15 protein-coding genes are annotated in these 16,866 nt (G+C 73.1%); 8 read left to right on the top strand and 7 right to left on the bottom strand.

The window, feature by feature from the left end:
• The first annotated feature begins 97 nt into the window (after window positions 1-97).
• The 3 genes from C2L59_RS33030 to C2L59_RS33020 all read left to right on the top strand — a co-directional run bounded on the left by C2L59_RS33030 (window position 98) and on the right by C2L59_RS33020 (window position 3,937).
• Window positions 98-1,681: an AMP-binding protein gene (locus C2L59_RS33030; protein WP_103353460.1), complete on the top strand. Its 1,584-nt coding sequence runs from the start codon at window positions 98-100 to the stop codon at window positions 1,679-1,681.
• Window positions 1,682-2,005: 324 nt separating this feature from the next.
• Window positions 2,006-3,094, top strand: coding sequence for a DnaJ domain-containing protein (locus C2L59_RS33025; protein ID WP_103353635.1), 1,089 nt, complete (start codon window positions 2,006-2,008; stop codon window positions 3,092-3,094).
• Window positions 3,095-3,331: 237 nt separating this feature from the next.
• Entirely contained in the window at window positions 3,332-3,937 is a 606-nt protein-coding gene (locus C2L59_RS33020; protein ID WP_103353459.1) for a LysE family transporter, read from the top strand.
• A 46-nt stretch (window positions 3,938-3,983) separates the two neighbouring features.
• Here the strand turns inward: C2L59_RS33020 and C2L59_RS33015 are convergent, their stop codons facing one another.
• On the bottom strand, window positions 3,984-6,455 hold the full coding sequence (locus C2L59_RS33015; RefSeq protein ID WP_103353458.1) for a M14 family zinc carboxypeptidase: 2,472 nt from the start codon (window positions 6,453-6,455) through the stop codon (window positions 3,984-3,986).
• Between the two features lie 179 nt (window positions 6,456-6,634).
• Here C2L59_RS33015 and C2L59_RS33010 point away from each other — a divergent pair, with 179 nt between their 5' ends.
• The 3 genes from C2L59_RS33010 to C2L59_RS33000 are packed head-to-tail and all read left to right on the top strand — an operon-like array spanning window position 6,635 to window position 9,281.
• Window positions 6,635-7,303 (top strand): DUF998 domain-containing protein, encoded by a 669-nt coding sequence (locus C2L59_RS33010; protein ID WP_103353457.1) that lies wholly within the window; start codon window positions 6,635-6,637, stop codon window positions 7,301-7,303.
• 35 nt (window positions 7,304-7,338) lie between these two features.
• Window positions 7,339-8,640 carry a cytochrome P450 gene (locus C2L59_RS33005; RefSeq protein ID WP_103353456.1) on the top strand — a complete coding sequence of 434 codons (1,302 nt, stop codon included), beginning with the start codon at window positions 7,339-7,341 and terminating at the stop codon, window positions 8,638-8,640.
• Window positions 8,637-9,281: a TetR/AcrR family transcriptional regulator C-terminal domain-containing protein gene (locus C2L59_RS33000; RefSeq protein ID WP_233223810.1), complete on the top strand. Its 645-nt coding sequence runs from the start codon at window positions 8,637-8,639 to the stop codon at window positions 9,279-9,281. The genes C2L59_RS33005 and C2L59_RS33000 overlap by 4 nt, the downstream gene beginning before the upstream one ends.
• Here the strand turns inward: C2L59_RS33000 and C2L59_RS32995 are convergent.
• Complete coding sequence (locus tag C2L59_RS32995) at window positions 9,278-9,931, bottom strand: GTP pyrophosphokinase family protein (protein WP_103353455.1); 654 nt, start codon at window positions 9,929-9,931, stop codon at window positions 9,278-9,280. The two genes, C2L59_RS33000 and C2L59_RS32995, sit on opposite strands and share 4 nt — an antisense overlap.
• Before the next feature lie 164 nt (window positions 9,932-10,095).
• A complete protein-coding gene (locus C2L59_RS32990; RefSeq protein ID WP_103353454.1) occupies window positions 10,096-10,899 on the bottom strand; it encodes a hypothetical protein in 804 nt (267 codons plus the stop codon).
• Window positions 10,900-11,028: 129 nt separating this feature from the next.
• Here C2L59_RS32990 and C2L59_RS32985 point away from each other — a divergent pair, with 129 nt between their 5' ends.
• Window positions 11,029-11,841, top strand: a complete 813-nt coding sequence (locus C2L59_RS32985) for an alpha/beta fold hydrolase (RefSeq protein WP_103353453.1) — start codon at window positions 11,029-11,031, stop codon at window positions 11,839-11,841.
• Here C2L59_RS32985 and C2L59_RS32980 read toward each other — a convergent pair.
• The 3 genes from C2L59_RS32980 to C2L59_RS32970 form a co-directional block, all read right to left on the bottom strand.
• Entirely contained in the window at window positions 11,838-12,713 is an 876-nt protein-coding gene (locus C2L59_RS32980) for an LLM class F420-dependent oxidoreductase (RefSeq protein WP_103353452.1), read from the bottom strand. The two genes, C2L59_RS32985 and C2L59_RS32980, sit on opposite strands and share 4 nt — an antisense overlap.
• 69 nt (window positions 12,714-12,782) lie before the next feature.
• Window positions 12,783-14,081 (bottom strand): alpha/beta hydrolase, encoded by a 1,299-nt coding sequence (locus C2L59_RS32975; protein ID WP_103353451.1) that lies wholly within the window; start codon window positions 14,079-14,081, stop codon window positions 12,783-12,785.
• Window positions 14,082-14,120: 39 nt separating this feature from the next.
• Complete coding sequence (locus C2L59_RS32970) at window positions 14,121-14,915, bottom strand: hypothetical protein (RefSeq protein WP_103353450.1); 795 nt, start codon at window positions 14,913-14,915, stop codon at window positions 14,121-14,123.
• Window positions 14,916-15,106: 191 nt separating this feature from the next.
• Here C2L59_RS32970 and C2L59_RS32965 point away from each other — a divergent pair, with 191 nt between their 5' ends.
• Window positions 15,107-15,838, top strand: a complete 732-nt coding sequence (locus C2L59_RS32965) for an alpha/beta fold hydrolase (RefSeq protein ID WP_103353449.1) — start codon at window positions 15,107-15,109, stop codon at window positions 15,836-15,838.
• Here the strand turns inward: C2L59_RS32965 and C2L59_RS32960 are convergent.
• Window positions 15,829-16,824: a hypothetical protein gene (locus tag C2L59_RS32960; RefSeq protein ID WP_103353448.1), complete on the bottom strand. Its 996-nt coding sequence runs from the start codon at window positions 16,822-16,824 to the stop codon at window positions 15,829-15,831. The two genes, C2L59_RS32965 and C2L59_RS32960, sit on opposite strands and share 10 nt — an antisense overlap.
• Window positions 16,825-16,866: the final 42 nt, after the last annotated feature.

The raw sequence follows: 16,866 nt of genomic DNA, 5'->3' as shown, positions 1-16,866 counted from the left end.
GCCGTCAGGGAGGCGGCATTGCGCCTTCTCGACGGTCGCAACCAGTGTTACATTGCCCGGGGCAGGGCGATCCTGCGGCCGAGGCAAAGGGGCTGCGATGAGGCTTACTCCCAGCGCTCACACCGACTCGTTCTGCCGCGACCGGCTGCCGCCCGGCGAACAGTGGCCGCGGCTCCTGTTCGACCTGCCGGAGCTGCGCTACCCCGAGCGGCTCAACGCCGCGACGGTGCTGCTCGACGACACCGCCGCCCGCCTCGGGCCGGACCGGCCCTGCCTGCGCTCGCCGCACGAGACGTGGACCTACGCCGACGTTCTGGCGCGCGCCAACCGGGTGGCGCACGTGCTCACCGCCGAACTCGGCGTCGTGCCCGGCAACCGCGTGCTGTTGCGCGGCACCAACACGCCGTGGCTCGCGGCCTGCTGGCTCGGCGTGCTCAAAGCCGGCGCCGTCGCCGTCACGACGATGCCGATGCTCCGCCGCGGCGAGCTCGACAAGATCACCGAGCGCGCGCAGCCCACGGTCTCCCTGTGCGACGAGCGCCTGCTCGGCGAGCTGCCGCCCGGCCTGCCCGTGGTGCCCTACGGCACCGAGCTCGCCGAACGCTGCGCCCGGCACCCGGCGACCTTCGCCGACGTGCCGACCGCCGCCGACGACGTCGCCCTGCTCGCCTTCACCTCCGGCACCACCGGGACGCCGAAGGCGACCATGCACTTCCACCGCGACCTGCTCGCCATCGCCGACACGTTCTCCCGGCACGTGCTGCGCCCCACCGCCGACGACGTCTTCTGCGGCACCCCGCCGCTCGCCTTCACCTTCGGGCTGGGCGGGCTGCTGGTGTTCCCGCTGCACGCCGGCGCGTCGGTGCTCCTGCTGGAACGCGCGACCCCCAAGGAGCTGGCGTCGGTCGTCGCCGAGCAGGCGGTGACGGTCCTGTTCACCGCCCCCACCGCCTACCGCGCGATCCTCGGCGCCGGCGACGGGCCCCTCCTGGCCGGAGTCCGCCGCGCCGTCTCCGCCGGGGAGGCACTGCCCGCCGCCGTGGCCGGGCGGTACCGCGAGGTCGTCGGCCGGCCGCTCATCGACGGCATCGGCAGCACGGAGCTGCTGCACGTGTTCATCTCCGCCGCCGACGACGACGTGCGCCCCGGCCGGACCGGCAAGGCGGTGCCCGGCTACCGCGCCGCCGTCCTGGACTTCGACGGCCGTCCCGCGCCGGACGGCACGCCCGGGCTGCTCGCGGTCCAGGGCCCCACCGGCTGCCGCTACCTCGGCGACCCCCGGCAGGCCGACTACGTCCGCGACGGCTGGAACATCACCGGCGACACCTACGTCCGCGAGCCGGACGGGTACTTCCGGTTCGTGGCGCGCAGCGACGACATGATCGTCTCTTCCGGTTACAACATCGCCGCTCCCGAGGTCGAAGAGGTGCTCCTGACGCACCCGGACGTCGAGGAGTGCGCGGTCGTCGGCACACCCGACCCGGACCGGGGTGCGGTCGTCACCGCCTTCGTCGTGCTCCGGCCGGGCACCGCCCCGGGCCCGGACGTCGTGCACGCCCTGCAGGAGCACGCCAAAGCCGTTGCCGCGCCGTACAAGTACCCGCGCCGGGTGCGGTTCCTCGACGCGCTGCCGCGCAACGCCAGCGGCAAGCTGCAGCGGTACCTGCTGCGCGAGCGCTGACGGGGGTGACGGGCCCGCTGCCGAGGTGGGGTGGCGGTGGGCCCGTCACGTCTGAGGGAGGTCGAGGGCATGCCTCCAGGCTAGCGGAAGATTCGAACACCTGTTCACGGCCATTCGGGTGGAACCCCCGCTACGAACCGTCAGACTTTTCCGCACGGGCAACACTTCCGGGTGACAGATAGTCCACAGTGGACAAAAACTCGCCGGCGAACCCACCTGACCTGCACCGCGGGACCTCACCCGGGCGCGCCGCCGAGGCGGTGACAACCCCGGCGAACCGACCCCATAAAGTCTTCGCGCAGCCATCCGGAGGTGAACGCCCGCGTGCCCGAGGTCGACTACTACGAGGTGCTCGGCGTCCGCCGGGACGCCACGGCGGCCGACGTCAAGACGGCCTACCGCCGGCTGGCCAAGACCATGCACCCGGACGGCGGCGGCACGGTCGGCACGTTCCGGCTGCTGCGCGAGGCCTACGACGTCCTGAGCGACCCGGCGGCCCGCGCGCGCTACGACGGCGGCGCGACCGTAGTGCCCGTACCGGTCCGGCCGCGCCCCCGGCGGCGCTTCGGCGACGAGCCCGGGTTCGTCCCCGACCTGCCCGACCTCGACGCCGAGGACCTGGACTGGTGGCCCCTCGCCGGCGAGGACACCCGGACGCGGCACGGCCGCCGCCACGGGCCCGGGCACACGCCGGTGGTGGTCGCGGTCGCCGGGATGGTGCTGGTGCTGCTGCCGCTGGTCACCGGCGCCGGGTTCAGCACCCCGGTGCTCATCGTCTGGCTGCTGCTCACGGCCGGCACGGCGCTGCTGGTCCAGCGCCTGGCGCGCGGCTACCTGCAGGCCGCCCGCGCCCGCGAGGCGTACGCCGAAGAATTCGGCGAGCGCACGGTTTTCGGCGCGCCGGGCACCGAGCGCGACGAGCTGGCCGAGCGGCTCACGGCCGACCTGCTCGAGGGCTACCTGACCCGGCTGCCCGGCGCCCGCATCTTCCACGGCCTCGCCTGGCCCGGCTCGGTGTTCGCCGACGTCGACCACGCGGTGCTGTGCGGCAAGCGGCTGGTGCTGATCGAGTCGAAGCTGTGGCTGCCGGGGCACTACGAGACGGCGGAGGACGACCGGCTCCTGCGCAACGGCCGGCCGTTCCGCGGCGGCGGCAGCCGCCTCGCGGAGAGCCTGGCGGCCTACCGCGACCTGCTGCCGGGGGTGGCGCTGCGCGGCGCGATGATCGTCTACCCGAGCCGCAGCGGCGAGCTGACCACGGCCGATCCCGGCGACCTCCCCGTGGCGCCGATGACGCCGGAGGAGTTCCTGCACGAGGTCGGCGGCTGGCTGGCCGCGGACCCGTCCACTGTGGACCACGAGACGCTGCGGACGCTGCGCGACCAGGTCGTCGGCGGCGGCCGGGCCGCGTGAGCAGCCCCCGTTTTCCACGCTACCGGAGGGTACCGACGGTTCCGGGGCCCCGCGTGGCGTTCATCCCCAGCCCCGCGGCGGCCATCCACAGACCGGCGGCGGCCGTTCCCAGCCCCGCAAAGGCCATCCCCGGTCCCGCGGCGACCATCCGCAGCCCGGCGGCGGCCATCCACAGCCCCGCGGCGACCATCCCCGGTCCCGCGGCGGCCGTTCCCAGACCGGCGAAACCCTGACACGATGAGTGCCGCCGCCGCGCTCGCCACCGTCCTGCTCGCCTACCTCCCGGCCGCGATCTCCCCCGGGCCCAACTTCGTCCTCATCGCCCACACCGCGGCCGCCGGCACGCGCCGGGCCGCGGTCGCCGTCGCGCTCGGGGTCGTCGCCGCGGGCGGGCTGCTGGCCGCGGTCGCCGTCTTCGGGCTGGGGGCCGTGCTCGCGCGCGAACCGTGGCTCGCCACCGCCCTGCGGATCGGCTGCGGCGCCTACCTGGCCTGGCTCGGCCTCCGCCTCTGGCGCACCGCCCGTGCTCCGGAAACCGTCCCGCCGGCCGGGCACGGCAACGCGTTCCGCCGCGGCGTGCTCAGCAACCTCACGAACCCGAAGGCCGCGGCGTTCTTCGGCAGCGTCCTCACCGCGGCGCTCCCGCCCACCGAACCCACCGCGGTCAAGGCCGCCGCGGTCGGGCTGATCGTCGCCGCCTCGGCCGCGTGGCACCTGAGCGTCGCCCTGCTGTTCTCCTCCCCCGCCACCCAGCGCTGGTACGCCCACGCGAAACCGGCCCTGAACCGCGTCGTGGGCACGATCCTCGTCGTCCTGGGCCTCGCCCTCGCCGTAACGCCGTGAAGGCCCCCTCGCGCGAACGAGGAGGCCTTCACGAGCGAACCGGCGGTTACCGGGTGCCGCCCGACGCGCGCTGCTTCTGCGCGTGCGCGGACCGGGTGCAGACCTCGCCGACGTCGACCGTCTGGCCGCGGTCGGCGAAGACGTCCGCCACGCCGACGAGCTTGCCGCTCGGCGACGAGCACGTCAGCTGGTACGCCTCCTTCGTCCCGTAGGTCGGCGGGGTCGGCGACGAGAACGACACGTCACCGGTCCAGTCGTCGACCGCGTTCGGGTCGGCCTGGTCGAAGTTGACCATCACGGCCCGGTAGTCGCCGGCCGGCGGGTCGAACAGCACGGCGTGCTCGGACGTCGTGCCGCCGTTCGCCGACGAGCTGACCAGGTTGCCCGCCGAGTCGTAGACGAACAGGTCCCAGTCGGTCAGGGTGCTCTTCCAGTTGACGTTGACGCTGAACTTCCCGTTGTCGACCTTCGGCAGGCCGTCGACGTGGAAGGTGAACGAGTCGCCCGCCGGGTCGGCCGGGTAGTTCTGGTTGATCGGCGGCACGCCCGCCGGGTTGGTGACCGGGAAGCCCTGCTGCGCCGGGCCCTGCGGGTCGCGCCCGTACCGGCCGGCCACGTACGGCCGGGTCGACGGGTTGACCGACCACGCGAAGCGCCCGCCGGTGGCGGTGAACTTCGAGTTCAGGTCGTCGGTGTAGTAGATCGGCGGCTTGGTGGAACCGTCCGGCTGGATCACCGGCGACGTCGGCGTCTGGAACGTCTTGTGCAGCTTGAGCTGGTAGCCCTTGGGCGCCGAGCCGATCAGCGTCGAGTGCTGCTGCGGGTCGGCCGCGTTGCCCAGCATGTCCAGGAACGCCTGGCGGTTGCCGCCCTTGCCGGCGCCGGCCGCGGGCGCGAGACCCGCGTACTCGGCCACGACGCTGTCGGCGTACGGGCCGTGGAAGCCGTTGCCGCCGACCTCGATGGTGAAGCCCCAGCCGCCGGTGGCCCAGTACGACCAGTCCTCGGTGGTGCCGGTCGTGTCGTAGAGCGCCCAGCTCGGCTCGCTCGTGTAGCCGTTGCGCGAGGCCAGCTTGTCGCCGAGGGCCTTGTAGGCCGGCTCCTCCAGCGGCGCGCGGACGTCCGCCACGCCCGGCGGGCGCAGCACCAGCGCGGCGACGGTGTGCATGGTCAGCAGGTTGGTCACCTGACGGGAGGCCACGATCGAGCGCACGTTGCGCACCTCGGGCTCGCTGAACGGCGCGGACCCGCGGAAGGTGTCGCCGCTCCACGCCACTTCGGCGCCGTTGCCGCCCCAGAAGCCGGCGTAGTTGCGGTTCGGGTCGGTGCCGCGCAGGCGGCCGCCCGGGTTCGCCTTGCACACGCCGGTCGCGAACTGCGGCGGCGAGTCGTTGACGTTGCAGTTCTTCCGCTTCATCTCGTAGTCGAAGCGGGTGAAGTCGCCCTTGGGCTCGGCCTCGCGGGAGATCTCGAAGCCGTCCGGGTTGACGATCGGCACGACGATGTTGCGCGTCTTGCCCACCAGCGACCGGATGGCGGCGTCGCGCGAGTAGCCGTTGACCAGCTCGTACGCCCACTCCATGACGTGCTCGGCGGCCGGCCACTCCCGGGCGTGGTGCACGCCCATGGTGAAGTTCACCGGCTTGCCGTCGGTCAGGTTCTTGACGTCGGTGGCGATTTCGACGCCGACGACGTCGCGGCCCTCCCACGTCGATTCCGGCATGGTGAACGCCGAAACCAGGTTCGGGTTCTTGCGGGCGAGTTCCTTCATCTCGAAGTTGTATTCGTAGAGGTGCCGGTAACTGGTGCGCCCGGACGGCAGCGCCGACGCGGCCGTCGTCGCGGCGTACCGGCGGTCGGTCTTCGCGTCCTGGACCGACTTGGCCGACAGGTCCGCTTCGATGACCTTCGACTTGAAGCCGCTGTCCTTCAGCGTCTTGCGGTCGGCGTCGCCGGCGAGCACGACCTCGACCCCGGTGGCGTCGCCCTTCTCGGTGACGTCGAGGCCGAGGGCGGCCAGCTTGTTCTTGTCGGCGCGGGTGGGCGTCTCGACGCGCACGAGCTCGGCGCGCTGGGTGGCCGCGGCGGTGCCGGTCGGCGTGCCCTGCGGCGTCAGCGCCAGGAAGTCGACGCCGAGCTGCGCCCGGTCGGCCGGTCCGCCGTACCGGCAGCCCTGGACGACGAGTTCCTGCCCCTTCTTCACGAAGCTTTCGGCGAGTTCGTGGGTGCGCAACGCCGCCGACGCGGCGACGACCGCCCCGGTGGCCTTGTCGAAGACGGCGACGTCCCAGTCGCCCTCGGCGCCCTGGGCCGGCTTGAGCCGCGCCTGGACGAGACCGTCCACGGTGGACGTGACCTCGCGGCGATCGGTGCCCGAGGTGCCCTTGGGCAGCACTTTCGCGAAGCACGAGCGGGATACGGACTTGTCGGCGCGCAGGATGTTCTGCGCGGCGCCGGCGGTCCCGGCCGGCAACGCGACGAACGTTCCGGCCAGCGCGACGGCCGAAGCCAGCAACACCAGCCGTCTTGGTGAATTCCCCACAGGAAGCGACCTCCTTGACCGAGGCCGGCAGGACGGACCTACCGGTAGCGAGGGACCATAATGGAGGAAATCCGGCCGGGGTAACCGCCGTAAGTCGTACACGTCGACCAGGCTTTTCACGGGGAGTTCAACCACGGGTCGGCTACGGTCGGTCCATGGTCACGATCCCTGCGCGACGAGCCGTCTCCTTCGCCGGCATCGCGGCCCTGGCGGTCGGCGCGGGCCTGGTCCTGCTGCTGCAGGTGATCCCGCCGACGGACGAAATCAGCGTCACCCGCCGCACGATCAGCGAGTACGGCCTGTCCGACCACAAGTGGGTGTTCGACCTGGCCGTCATCCTGGTCGCGCTGGGCTCGGCCGCGGGCCTGTCGGTGCTGCACCGCCAAGGTCGGTTGCCGGTCCCGGCGGCCATCCTCGGGACACTGTGGACGGTCGGGCTCCTGGTCATCGTGGCGTTCCCCAAACCGGACTGGGCCACGGTCTCCCGCGCGGACTTCGGCGGCACGCTGCACCGGATCGCGAGCGTGGTGGCGTTCGCGGCGTTGCCACTGGCGGTCCTGGTGGCGTCGCGGACGGCGTTCCCGACCTCGCCGGGACGCCGGTGGGTGGCGCGGGTGCTGGCGGTGGCGTCGCTGGGGTGGCTCGCGGTGATCCTGGGCGCGGTGGTGGTGGCCGCGGCGTGGGGCGGGCGCTGGTGGACGTTGATCCCGCTGGGGCTGGTGGAACGCGGGATGGCGTTGACGGAACTGGTGGCGCTGGCGGTGTTGCTGGCCCCGGTGGGCGCGAGCGCGGTTCGCGGCGTGAGCCCGCCTGAGCGGCGATAACCTACACTGTAGGTACGCCGACCGGAGGGACTGTCATGACCGGAGCCCTGGCCTGGACGAAACCCGTCGTGCGCTGGAGTCTCGGGCACGCACTCCCCCGTACCGTCCTGCGCCGCGAGGCCCGGCGCGGTGACCTGCAGGGACGCATGGTCGTCGCCGCGGCCGAAGGGCGGGATCTCACCGGGCTCTTCGAGGAAATCCGCGCGGCCGGCTCTCTCGCCCGGACCCGGTTCGGCTGGATGACCACCACGCACGCCGCCGTGCGGGAGGTGCTCTCCAGCGACGACTTCCGCGTCGGGATCATCGGGTCCGACGGCTCGCCGCTCGGCCGGCTCGTCGAATGGTCGGCCGGGGAACACCTGCACCCGGTGCGGCCGCCGTCGCTGCTCGCCGTCAACCCGCCCGAGCACACGCGCTACCGCAAGCTCGTCACCGGCGTGTTCACCGTGCGGGCCGTCGAGCAGCTGCGCGGCCGGGTGCAGGAAATCGCCGACGGCCTGCTCGACGATCTCGATCCCGGACGCCCGCTCGACCTCGTCGAGTCCTACTGCGGTCTGCTTCCGGTGACCGTCATCAGCCAGATCCTCGGCGTGCCGCCCGCCGACCTGGGCAAAGTGCTCTCCCTGGGCGCGGCCGCCGCGCCCAGTCTCGATCTCGGGCTGGGCTGGCGCACCTTCCGCGACGTCGAGACCGCGCTGGCCGAGTTCGACGCCTGGCTCGGCGAACACCTCGACCACCTGCGCCGGCATCCCGGCGACGACCTGTTCAGCAAGCTCGTCGCCGCGCGCGACGGCGGCGTCGGCCTGACCGAGACCGAGCTGAAGTCCACCGCCGGCCTGGTGCTCGCGGCCGGCTTCGAAACCACCGTCAACCTGCTCGGCAGCGGGATCGCCCTGCTCGCCGGCGACCCCGGGCAGCTCGCCGTGCTGCGCGAACGGCCCGAGCTGTGGGGCAACGCCGTCGAGGAGGTGCTGCGCTACGACCCGCCGGTCCTGCTGACCGGGCGCCTGGCGACGCGCGAGACCGAGGTCGCCGGGGTGCCGCTGCCCCGCGGGGCGCTGGTGACCACCGTCCTGGCCGGCGCCAACCGCGACCCCGGCGTGTTCGAGGACCCGGCGGTCTTCGACGTCACCCGGACCGGCGCGCGCGACCACGTCTCGTTCGGCGCCGGGCGCCACCACTGCCTGGGTGCGTCGCTGGCACGCATGGAGGGCGAAATCGGGCTGCGCACGATCTTCGACCGGTTCCCCGGCCTGCGCGTGCTGCCCGGCGGCCGCCGCCGGTCGACGCGGATTCTGCGCGGCTACGAGCACCTGCCCGCGGTGCTCGCGCCGTGACCGGCCGGCGCGGGCGGCCACCCAGGGAAGCCGGGAGCCTGTCGCGCGAACGGATCCTGCGGGAAGCTCTCGCGCTCGTCGACGAAGAGGGTCTCGACGCCGTCAGCATGCGCAAGCTGGCGCGCCGGCTCGGGGTCGACCCGATGAGCCTGTACAACCACGTCGACGGCAAGGACGCGCTGCTCGACGGGATCGCCGAAGTCCTGCTGGCCGCGATCCCCGCGCCTCCCCCGGACGCGGACCTGCGGGAGACGATGTCCGCGCTGGCGCACGGGTTCCGCGCGGCGATGCTCGGCCACTCGCGCGCGGCGCCGCTGGTGCTCACCCGCCGGCTCGCGTCGATGACGGCCCTGGCGCCGGTGGAGGCCGTGCTCGCGCCGCTGCTCGCGGCGGGGTTCCCGCCGGACCGGGCGGTGCACGGGCTGCGGACCGTGCTGGCGTTCCTGATCGGCACGTTGATGCGGGAGGTCGACGCCGCACCGACGTTCAGCGGCGGCCCCCGCCTCGCGGAGCTCGAAGGGGCCGGGCTGCCCGCCGTTTCCGCGGCGGCGCCGTTCCTGGCCGTGTGCGACCACGAAGCAGAGTTCGAATTCGGGCTGCGGGTGCTGCTCGACGCGCTCGGCGCGATGGCCGGGGCCTAGCGGATGCGTTCGTGCAGCGCCGCCATCCGGGCGTCGAGGTCGGCCGCGGTCCGGGCCGCCGCCGCGAGCTCGCCCGCGAAGTCGGGGGGCACGCTGTCGCGGTACTTGTACGACAGCTTGTGCTCGACCGCCGCCCAGAAGTCCATGGCGATCGTGCGCAGCTGCACCTCCACCTTGACCTTTTCGACGCGGTCGGAGAGGAACACCGGGATGCGCACGATGAGGTGCAGGCTGCGGTAGCCGTTGGCCTTCGGCTGCGCGATGTAGTCCTTGGTCCGCAACAGCTCGACGTCGTCCTGCGCGGTGAGCATCCGCGCGACCTCGTAGACGTCGGAAACGAACGGGCAGACGACCCGGATGCCGGCGATGTCGTCGAGGGCGGCGGCCGCGGACACCCAGTCGCCGCCGAGACCGCGGCGGCGCACCTTTTCCTTGATCGCCTCCGGCCGCTTGACCCGGTTGGTGATGTGCTCGATCGGGTCGTGCTGGTGGACGAAGTCGAACTCCTCGCTGAGGATCCGCAGCTTCGTCATCAGCTCTTCGATGGCGAACTTGTACATCAGGAGGAACCGCGGGAGCTGCCCGGCGACGACGAGCTCGTCGGCCGCCTCGCGCAGGGAAGCGTCCTCGGCCGCCGGGTCGGTGGTCACTGAAGCCTCGTCGTGCTGTCGTCGGTCGTTTTCCGAGCGCCAGCGTACTGCGCTCCACCTGGTGAACGGCCGGCGACGGGCCGGAGTTCCCGCCGGTCACCGGATCGGGTCGCCCGCCGGGCCCGGACCGGGGTGGTGGCCGCCGGTCCGGGCTCGACGCGGGTTCAGCGTCCCGCGGGTGCCTTCCCGGCCGCGGCCACGGCGGAGGCGACGCACCGGGCCGCCACCGCACCGGCGGCATCGGCGTTCTTGTCGGCGTTCTTGCCGGCCTTTTTCTGGTCTTGCGCTTTCTGTTCCTGGGCTTTCTGGTTCTCGTCGGTGGCCATGCCGTTGCCGTTGGCCATACCGTTCTGGTCGGCCATGCCGGCGGCCTGGGCCAGGCACTTCCGGACCACCTCGCAGGCTTGGGCGGCTGCGGCATCCTGGCCGGCCGCGTTCTGCTGCCCGGCCATGCCGTCCTCGTCCGCAGCGCCGTTTTCCGCTGCCGCCATGCCGTTCTCGTCGGCGGCCATGTCCTTCTCCTGCGCCTTGCCGTTCTCCGCGCCCGAACCGGCCGCCTTCTTCTTGCCGGCCGCGCCCTTCTCGGCGGCCATGCCCGCCTTCTCCTTGCTGGCATCGGCTTCCTGGCCCGCCGCGGCGACCGCCGCGCACTGGGCCGCCACCTCGTTCGCCGCCACCTGGTTTGCGCAGCCCGCTGCCTGGCGGCGCTGCTCGATCTGGTCGACCACCGCCTGGCGGTTGGCGATGCGGGCCGGCGACTGGGCGTCCGGAGCGGTGCGCTGGCTCGCGATGAAGGTCAGGTTGTTCTGCAACGCCGTGTCCAGGCCGCCGCAGTTCTCCGTGGCCGCGTTGCTCGCCGGGCTGGTCAACGCGATCGCCGTGGCCGTTGCGCCGGCTACGCCCACCAGCGCGGCGAGCCCGATCGTCGCGCGTTTGCGGTGTCGTCCTGTCGTGCGCACGTGGGGCATCAGCCCCTCCTCTCTGGTCGCCACCTCTCCAGGACACACGGCCCGCCCCGCCGGGCGGTTCACCGTCCACTATGGACACCAAGGTCTTGTGTTATGCTTCCGGCGCACCATGAAACCCGGGGAGGGTTCATGATCGGCGGATTCCGGAGCGCGCGCAGCGAAAACCGGTACCTGGCCGCGTACGACCGGATCGCCGCCCGCTGGCCCGTGCCGGTGCGGGACGTCGACGTCGGCACGCGCTACGGGCCCACCCGCGTCCGGGTGAGCGGTGACACCGGCCCGCCGATCGTGCTGCTGCCCGGTCTCATGGGCACGTCGCTTTCGTGGTACCCGCACGTGGCGGACCTGGCCGCCCGGCACCGCGTGTACGCCGTCGACACGATCGGCGAACCCGGGCGCTCGCGCCAGACGCGGCCGGCCACGACCGGGGACGACTGCGCCGGCTGGCTGCACGACGTCCTCGACGGCCTCGGGCCCGGAAAGTTCCTGCTGGCCGGGGTGTCCCGCGGCGCCTGGCTCGCGCTCACCCTCGCCGCCCGCACGCCGGACCGGATCGCGGGCGTCGTCGCCGTCGAGCCGCCCGGGTTCGCGCCGATCGGCCGCCGGTTCCTCTGGTGGAGCGTGCGGGAAGTCGCGACCTGGTTCGACCCCCGCCCGCGCGCGGCGGTCCGGCGCACCCTCCGCCCGCTGCTGTTCGGTGGCCTGACCTACCGCGCGCACCACCCGCCGGAGTACCTGTTCACCGACGAGCAGCTGCGCGCGGTCGCCGTCCCCGTCCGGCTGGTCCTGGGCGAACGCAGCGTGATCCACGCCGCGCGGGACGTCGAACAGCGGGTCGAGGCGCTCAACCCGCTGTTCGACGTGGAAATCGTGCCGCGGGCGACCCACGCCCTGCCGCTGCAACGGCCGGAGCTGGTCACCGCGCGGATCCTGACCGCCTAGCCCAGTTCGGCCAGCTGCGGCACCGCCGGGGCCATGCCCTCGATCCACGCCGCCGGCGAACCGGTCGTCGGGGTGACGATCGCCGTCCGGACGCCCAGCTTCGCGTACCCGGCCATCGAGCGGACGAACTCGTCCCGGGTTTCCGGCGTGGGACGCGGGTTGTTGGCGAGGACCGTCTTGCGGATCGTCTCGTAGTCGCGGCCGACGTCGTCGCAGTGGCGGCGCAGCACGTCCAGCTTGTGCTCGACGTCCTCCGGCGAGCTGCCGAAGAGGTTGCACGCGTCGCCGTACTGGGCGACCAGGCGCAGCGTCTTGCGCTCGCCGGCGCCGCCGATGAGCACCTTGGGCCGGTTGATCGGCTGCGGCGAGCAGAGCGTTTCGGCCAGCCGGTAGTGCTTGCCCTCGAACGGGCCGTTGTCGGCGGGGTCCCACATCTGCCGGCAGATCCGCAGCGTCTCCTCCAGCCGCTCGAACCGCTCGGCGACGGGCGGGAACGGCACGCCCATCCCCTGGTGCTCGCGCTCGAACCAGGCGGCCCCGATGCCGAGGGTGGCCCGGCCGCCGGAGAGGACGTCGAGCGTGGTGACGATCTTCGCGAGCAGCCCCGGGTGCCGGTAGGTCACCCCGGTGACGAGCAGGCCGAGGTCGATCCGGGACGTGTGCGCGGCGAGGTAGCCGAGCGTGGTGTAGCCCTCCAGCATGTTCGACTCGGCGGGCAGGCCGGTCGGCTCGATCTGGAAGTAGTGGTCCATGAAGGACAGCCAGGTCGCCCCGGCCTCTTCCGCCGCGGCGCCCACGCGGGCGAGCTCACCGGCGATGGCGGTGGTCCCGCCTTCGATGTCGAAGATGGGGAGGTGGAAACCGAGTTCCATGCGAAGGTGCTCCTGACGTGATCGGCGTGCCCCCACGCTAGGACCTGGAGCGCGCTCCAGGGCAAGTCCTCACCGCACCGCCGCGGCGAAGAAGCCGGCGACGGCGTGATCCGACGCCGGGCCCTCGGTCACCGGAACCCCCGCCGCGCGCAGCCGGGCCGCGAACTCGGCCGACTTCCGGCCGCCGTCGAGCAGGAACGGCGGGGCGCCCGGGCCGGCGTGGGTCAGCGGGCTCGCCGCCTGGAGCGTCGCCGGCGACCGGCCGAGCGCCAGGAGGATCGACGCGCGGGTGAGCGCGTCGAGGCCCGTCAGGTCGAAGTCCGCGGGCGCCGAGACCGCCGCCACGGCGCGGACCGTGCTGTCCTGCGCGGAGTACTGGCCGGTGTCCGGCCCGCGTTCGACGCCGAGCAGGGACGCCAGGGTGCCGCCCGTGCCGGTCCCCCAGACCGCGATCCGGGCCGGGTCGACGGCCAGCGCGGCCGCGTTGGACTTGAGGAACCGGACCGCGCACCGGGCGTCGGAAAGGGGCGCCGGCCACGGCGCCGCGGGCGTGAGCCGGACGTCGATCGCGGCGACCGCGAACCCGCGTGCCGTCAGCTCGTCGCGCAGCGCGCCGGACCGCGCCCCGGCGAGCAGGGCGCCGGGGCCGGCGGGCTTGCGGTTGCCGGCCACCAGGCCGCCGCCGTGCAGGAAGAGCACCACCGGAGCCGGCGGGCCGCCGGTGCGGCGGGAGATGTCCATCGCCAGCGGCACCCCGTCGGGACGGCAGTATTCGACCGTGCCCGGGCCGCCGTCGAGCAACGTCGAGGCGCTGGTGCCGGCAAGGCCGTCCCCGGCGGCGACCGCGCCCGCCGCGCCGGTCACGAACACCAGCAGGAGCACCGGGAAAAGCACGATCCACGCCGACACCCGCCGCAGCGCCGACGGGCGCGGGTGCGCCCGCCGGCGGGCCACGAGCAAAAAGCCGGACAACGCCACGACCTGCAGCCCGGCGGCGACGCAGTCGGTGAACCCGGCCACCGTGTCCGCGGGCTGCCAGGGGTCGAACCGCGTCAGCAGCCCCAGCGGCCTGCTGAGCACCCACAGGACCAGGGACGCGAACGCCGTGAGCGCGACGGAGTGCGCCGTCCTGCGCGTCGGCCACCCGAGCACCGCGACGACGGCGCCGAGTTCGACGGCCGCGACGGCCCCGAACACCATCGCGTAGAGCTGCCAGATCCGCCAGAGCGCGGGGACCGCGACGGCCGGGATCAAGGCGCCGCCGAGCGCGGCGAGCGCGGCTGTGACCAGCAGCGGACCGCGGCGCAGCGGCGGTGGCGAGGCCGCCGGCGGGCGGTACGTGCTCCGCTGCCCGTCGACGACCTTCATGCCGCCAGTGTCACCCCGGACAGGCGACCTTCGCCACGGCTACTTGCGTGCCGCCGTGTAGTTCCGGAACAGCAGGTAGGTGTCGAGGATGTCGGAGGAGGCGCTCTCGACCGACCGGTAGATCCCCCACTTCGGGCGGACGTAGTCGCCCTGGTCGGGCAGGTTCACGCCGGCCATGCTCCCCTGCGCGGCGATCGCCGCGCCGGACCCGGTGCCGTCGCGGATCACGCAGGCCGCCTTGCCTTTCGCGCCGGGCGTGAACGTCCACTCGATCGTGATCCACTTGTTCCGCAACGGGGCCAGGTCCGTGGCTGCGATATCCGGCGAGCCCGAGTTGGCGTAGGCGCGCGCGGCGAGCACTTCCTTGCTGCCGCTGCGGGTCAGGTCCAGCGTCACCCACGGGCCGCCGTTGGTCGACGGCGTCTTCGTCTGGAAGATGTGGGTGAACTTGCTGGTGCCGTGCAGCGACGCCGGGATGTACATCTCGTAGGAGATCGTCCACGTCTCGCCGTTGTGCATCTCGAGCGTGGCACCGTTCTGCACCATGCCCTTCGACTCGGTGCGCTGGCGGTCGCCGCCGCCGGTGGTGTCGCGGTCGTCCTTCCAAATGGCGAAGCGGTAGTGGTCGCCTTCGACGACGACGTACTTGCGGCCGGGGTGGTGGTGGCCGCGGTCGGCTTCGATGCCCTCGAAGGCTTTCAGGCCGTCGGTGGCGGGTTCGGGGTGCCACAGCGGGGCCGCGTGGGCGGGTACGGCCGCGCCCAGCACGATCGGGACGGCGAAGAGCGAGACGGCGAGCGAGCGCAGCGCCGTCCGGCGGGGGAATTCCGGCATCGTCGGTGTGTCCTTCCTGACGAAGAGTCGGCAGGGGTGCACATCGGTCGGCGGACGGACCCGGCGAACCGGGCTGGACATCCGATGTCTTGCGCCATGAAGGTAGAAGGGAACCGCCGTCGGTGTCAACGTCTCACGAAGACTCGCCCGGGATCGTCGAGAATTCATCGGACCGATGTAGGCTCAGGCCCATGGAGGGATTCCGCGCCGCCGACGGCCGCGAGCTCGCCTACCGCGAACTCGGCGACGGGCGCGCGCTGGTGCTGTTCCACGGGTTCACCGGCACCGGACGCGACTGGCTCGGCCCGGCGGCGGCGCTCGCGGATCGCGGGCACCGGGTGATCCTTCCGGACCTGCGCGGCCACGGGGCGAGCGCCGCCCCGCCCGACCCGGCGGCCTACCCGCCCGACGTCCTGGCCGACGACGGCTTCGCGCTGCTCGGCCACCTCGGCCTCGACGACGGCGGCTACGACCTGGGCGGCTATTCGTTCGGCGGCCGGGTGGTGCTGCGCCTGCTGGCCCGCGGCGCCCGCCCGGGCCGCGCCGTCGTGGCGGGCCAGGGCCTCGACGCCGCACAGCGGGCGACGTCCCGGACCGGCACCTACCACCGCGCGCTGACCGCGTTGATCGACGGCGAGCCCGTGGCACCCGGGTCACCCGCGTACTGGCTCCGGCAGGCCGGTGGGGATCCGGTGGCCCTTCGGCACGTCCTCGGCACGCACGTGCCGACGCCGGACCTGCCCCGGATCACCACCCCCACCCTGGTCCTGGTGGGCGACGAGGACGACGGCCACCCCAGCGCCGATGCCCTCGCCGCGGCCCTGCCGAACGGCCGGTTCGCCCGCGTGCCGGGCACCCACTTCACGGCGATGACCAGCCCGGAACCGACCACGGCGATGGCGCAGTTCCTGGCTCAGGCGTAGCACTCGGCCAGCGCGCCGAACGCCGCCTTCGGCTCCCACGGAACGCCCGGGTACGTCCGGCCCGTCCCCTCCTCCAGCACCTTCACCACACCCCAGCTCGCCATGTCCAGGTCCGCCCGGGGATCGGCCCGGTGCACCAGGCCGTAGCACACGAACGTGCACGCGAACGCCGCGTCGACGCCCGCTTCCGCGAAGATTTCCACCAGTTCGCGGAGGTAGCGGGCCTGTTCTTCTTCGTCGCGGACGTACTCCCCGTTCAGCCGGACCGGGATTTCGCTGTCGTACTCGAGGATTTCGCCGCAGCGCGCGCCCAGGTCCGCCGCGCCGCGATACGGCGTCACGCCGAATTCCGTGATGGCGACCGGCTTGCCCGCCGCGACCAGGCTCCGGACGCCTTCGCGGTAGAGGTGCTCGACCTCCTTCGAGCGGTGTGCGTCCACCGAAACGATGTCGAACGGCGTCCAGTCGACGCGCTCCAGCGGAACGGCCGCGTACGTGACGCGGCCGCCGAAGCGGGCGCGGACCGCCTCCAGCGCGCGGGCCAGGAACTCGTTGACCCGCGCCGGAAGGCCGTCCCGCAGCTCCGGCGACGCGATCAGCTGAGCGACCCTCGCCGGGATGTCGTCGCCGGGCACGAAACCGTGGTTGAACAGGCTCAGCTCCGCGCCGGCGACGAACACGACTTCGGCGCCCGTCCGGCGGAGGCGTTCGGCGCGCGCCGCGCCGTCGGCGAGGAGGTCCAGGATCTCCGCCGGCGTGCAGTCCCACGGGAACGGCGAGAACCACACCTCCAGCCCGAGCGCCGCGGCCTCGGCGGCGGCGGACTCGATGCGGTCCAGGTCGGTGCCGATCAGCCGGACGGCCGTGCAGTGCAGCTCGTCGCGGATGATCGTCAGTTCGCGGCGGACCAGGTCCGGGTCGAACGGGCGGTTGAACCGGCCGCCGCGCCGGAACCCGGTGTCGTAGCCGATGCCCTTGGCTCGCATATTCTCCTCCAGTCATTAGGGTACGGTCCGTACCGTACCGTA

Origin of the sequence: Amycolatopsis sp. CA-128772, assembly GCF_002904295.1 — a bacterium.
Taxonomy (GTDB): Bacteria; Actinomycetota; Actinomycetes; order Mycobacteriales; family Pseudonocardiaceae; genus Amycolatopsis.
Note: the sequence above shows the minus strand (reverse complement) of the source record. Positions and strands in the feature narration are given on the sequence as shown.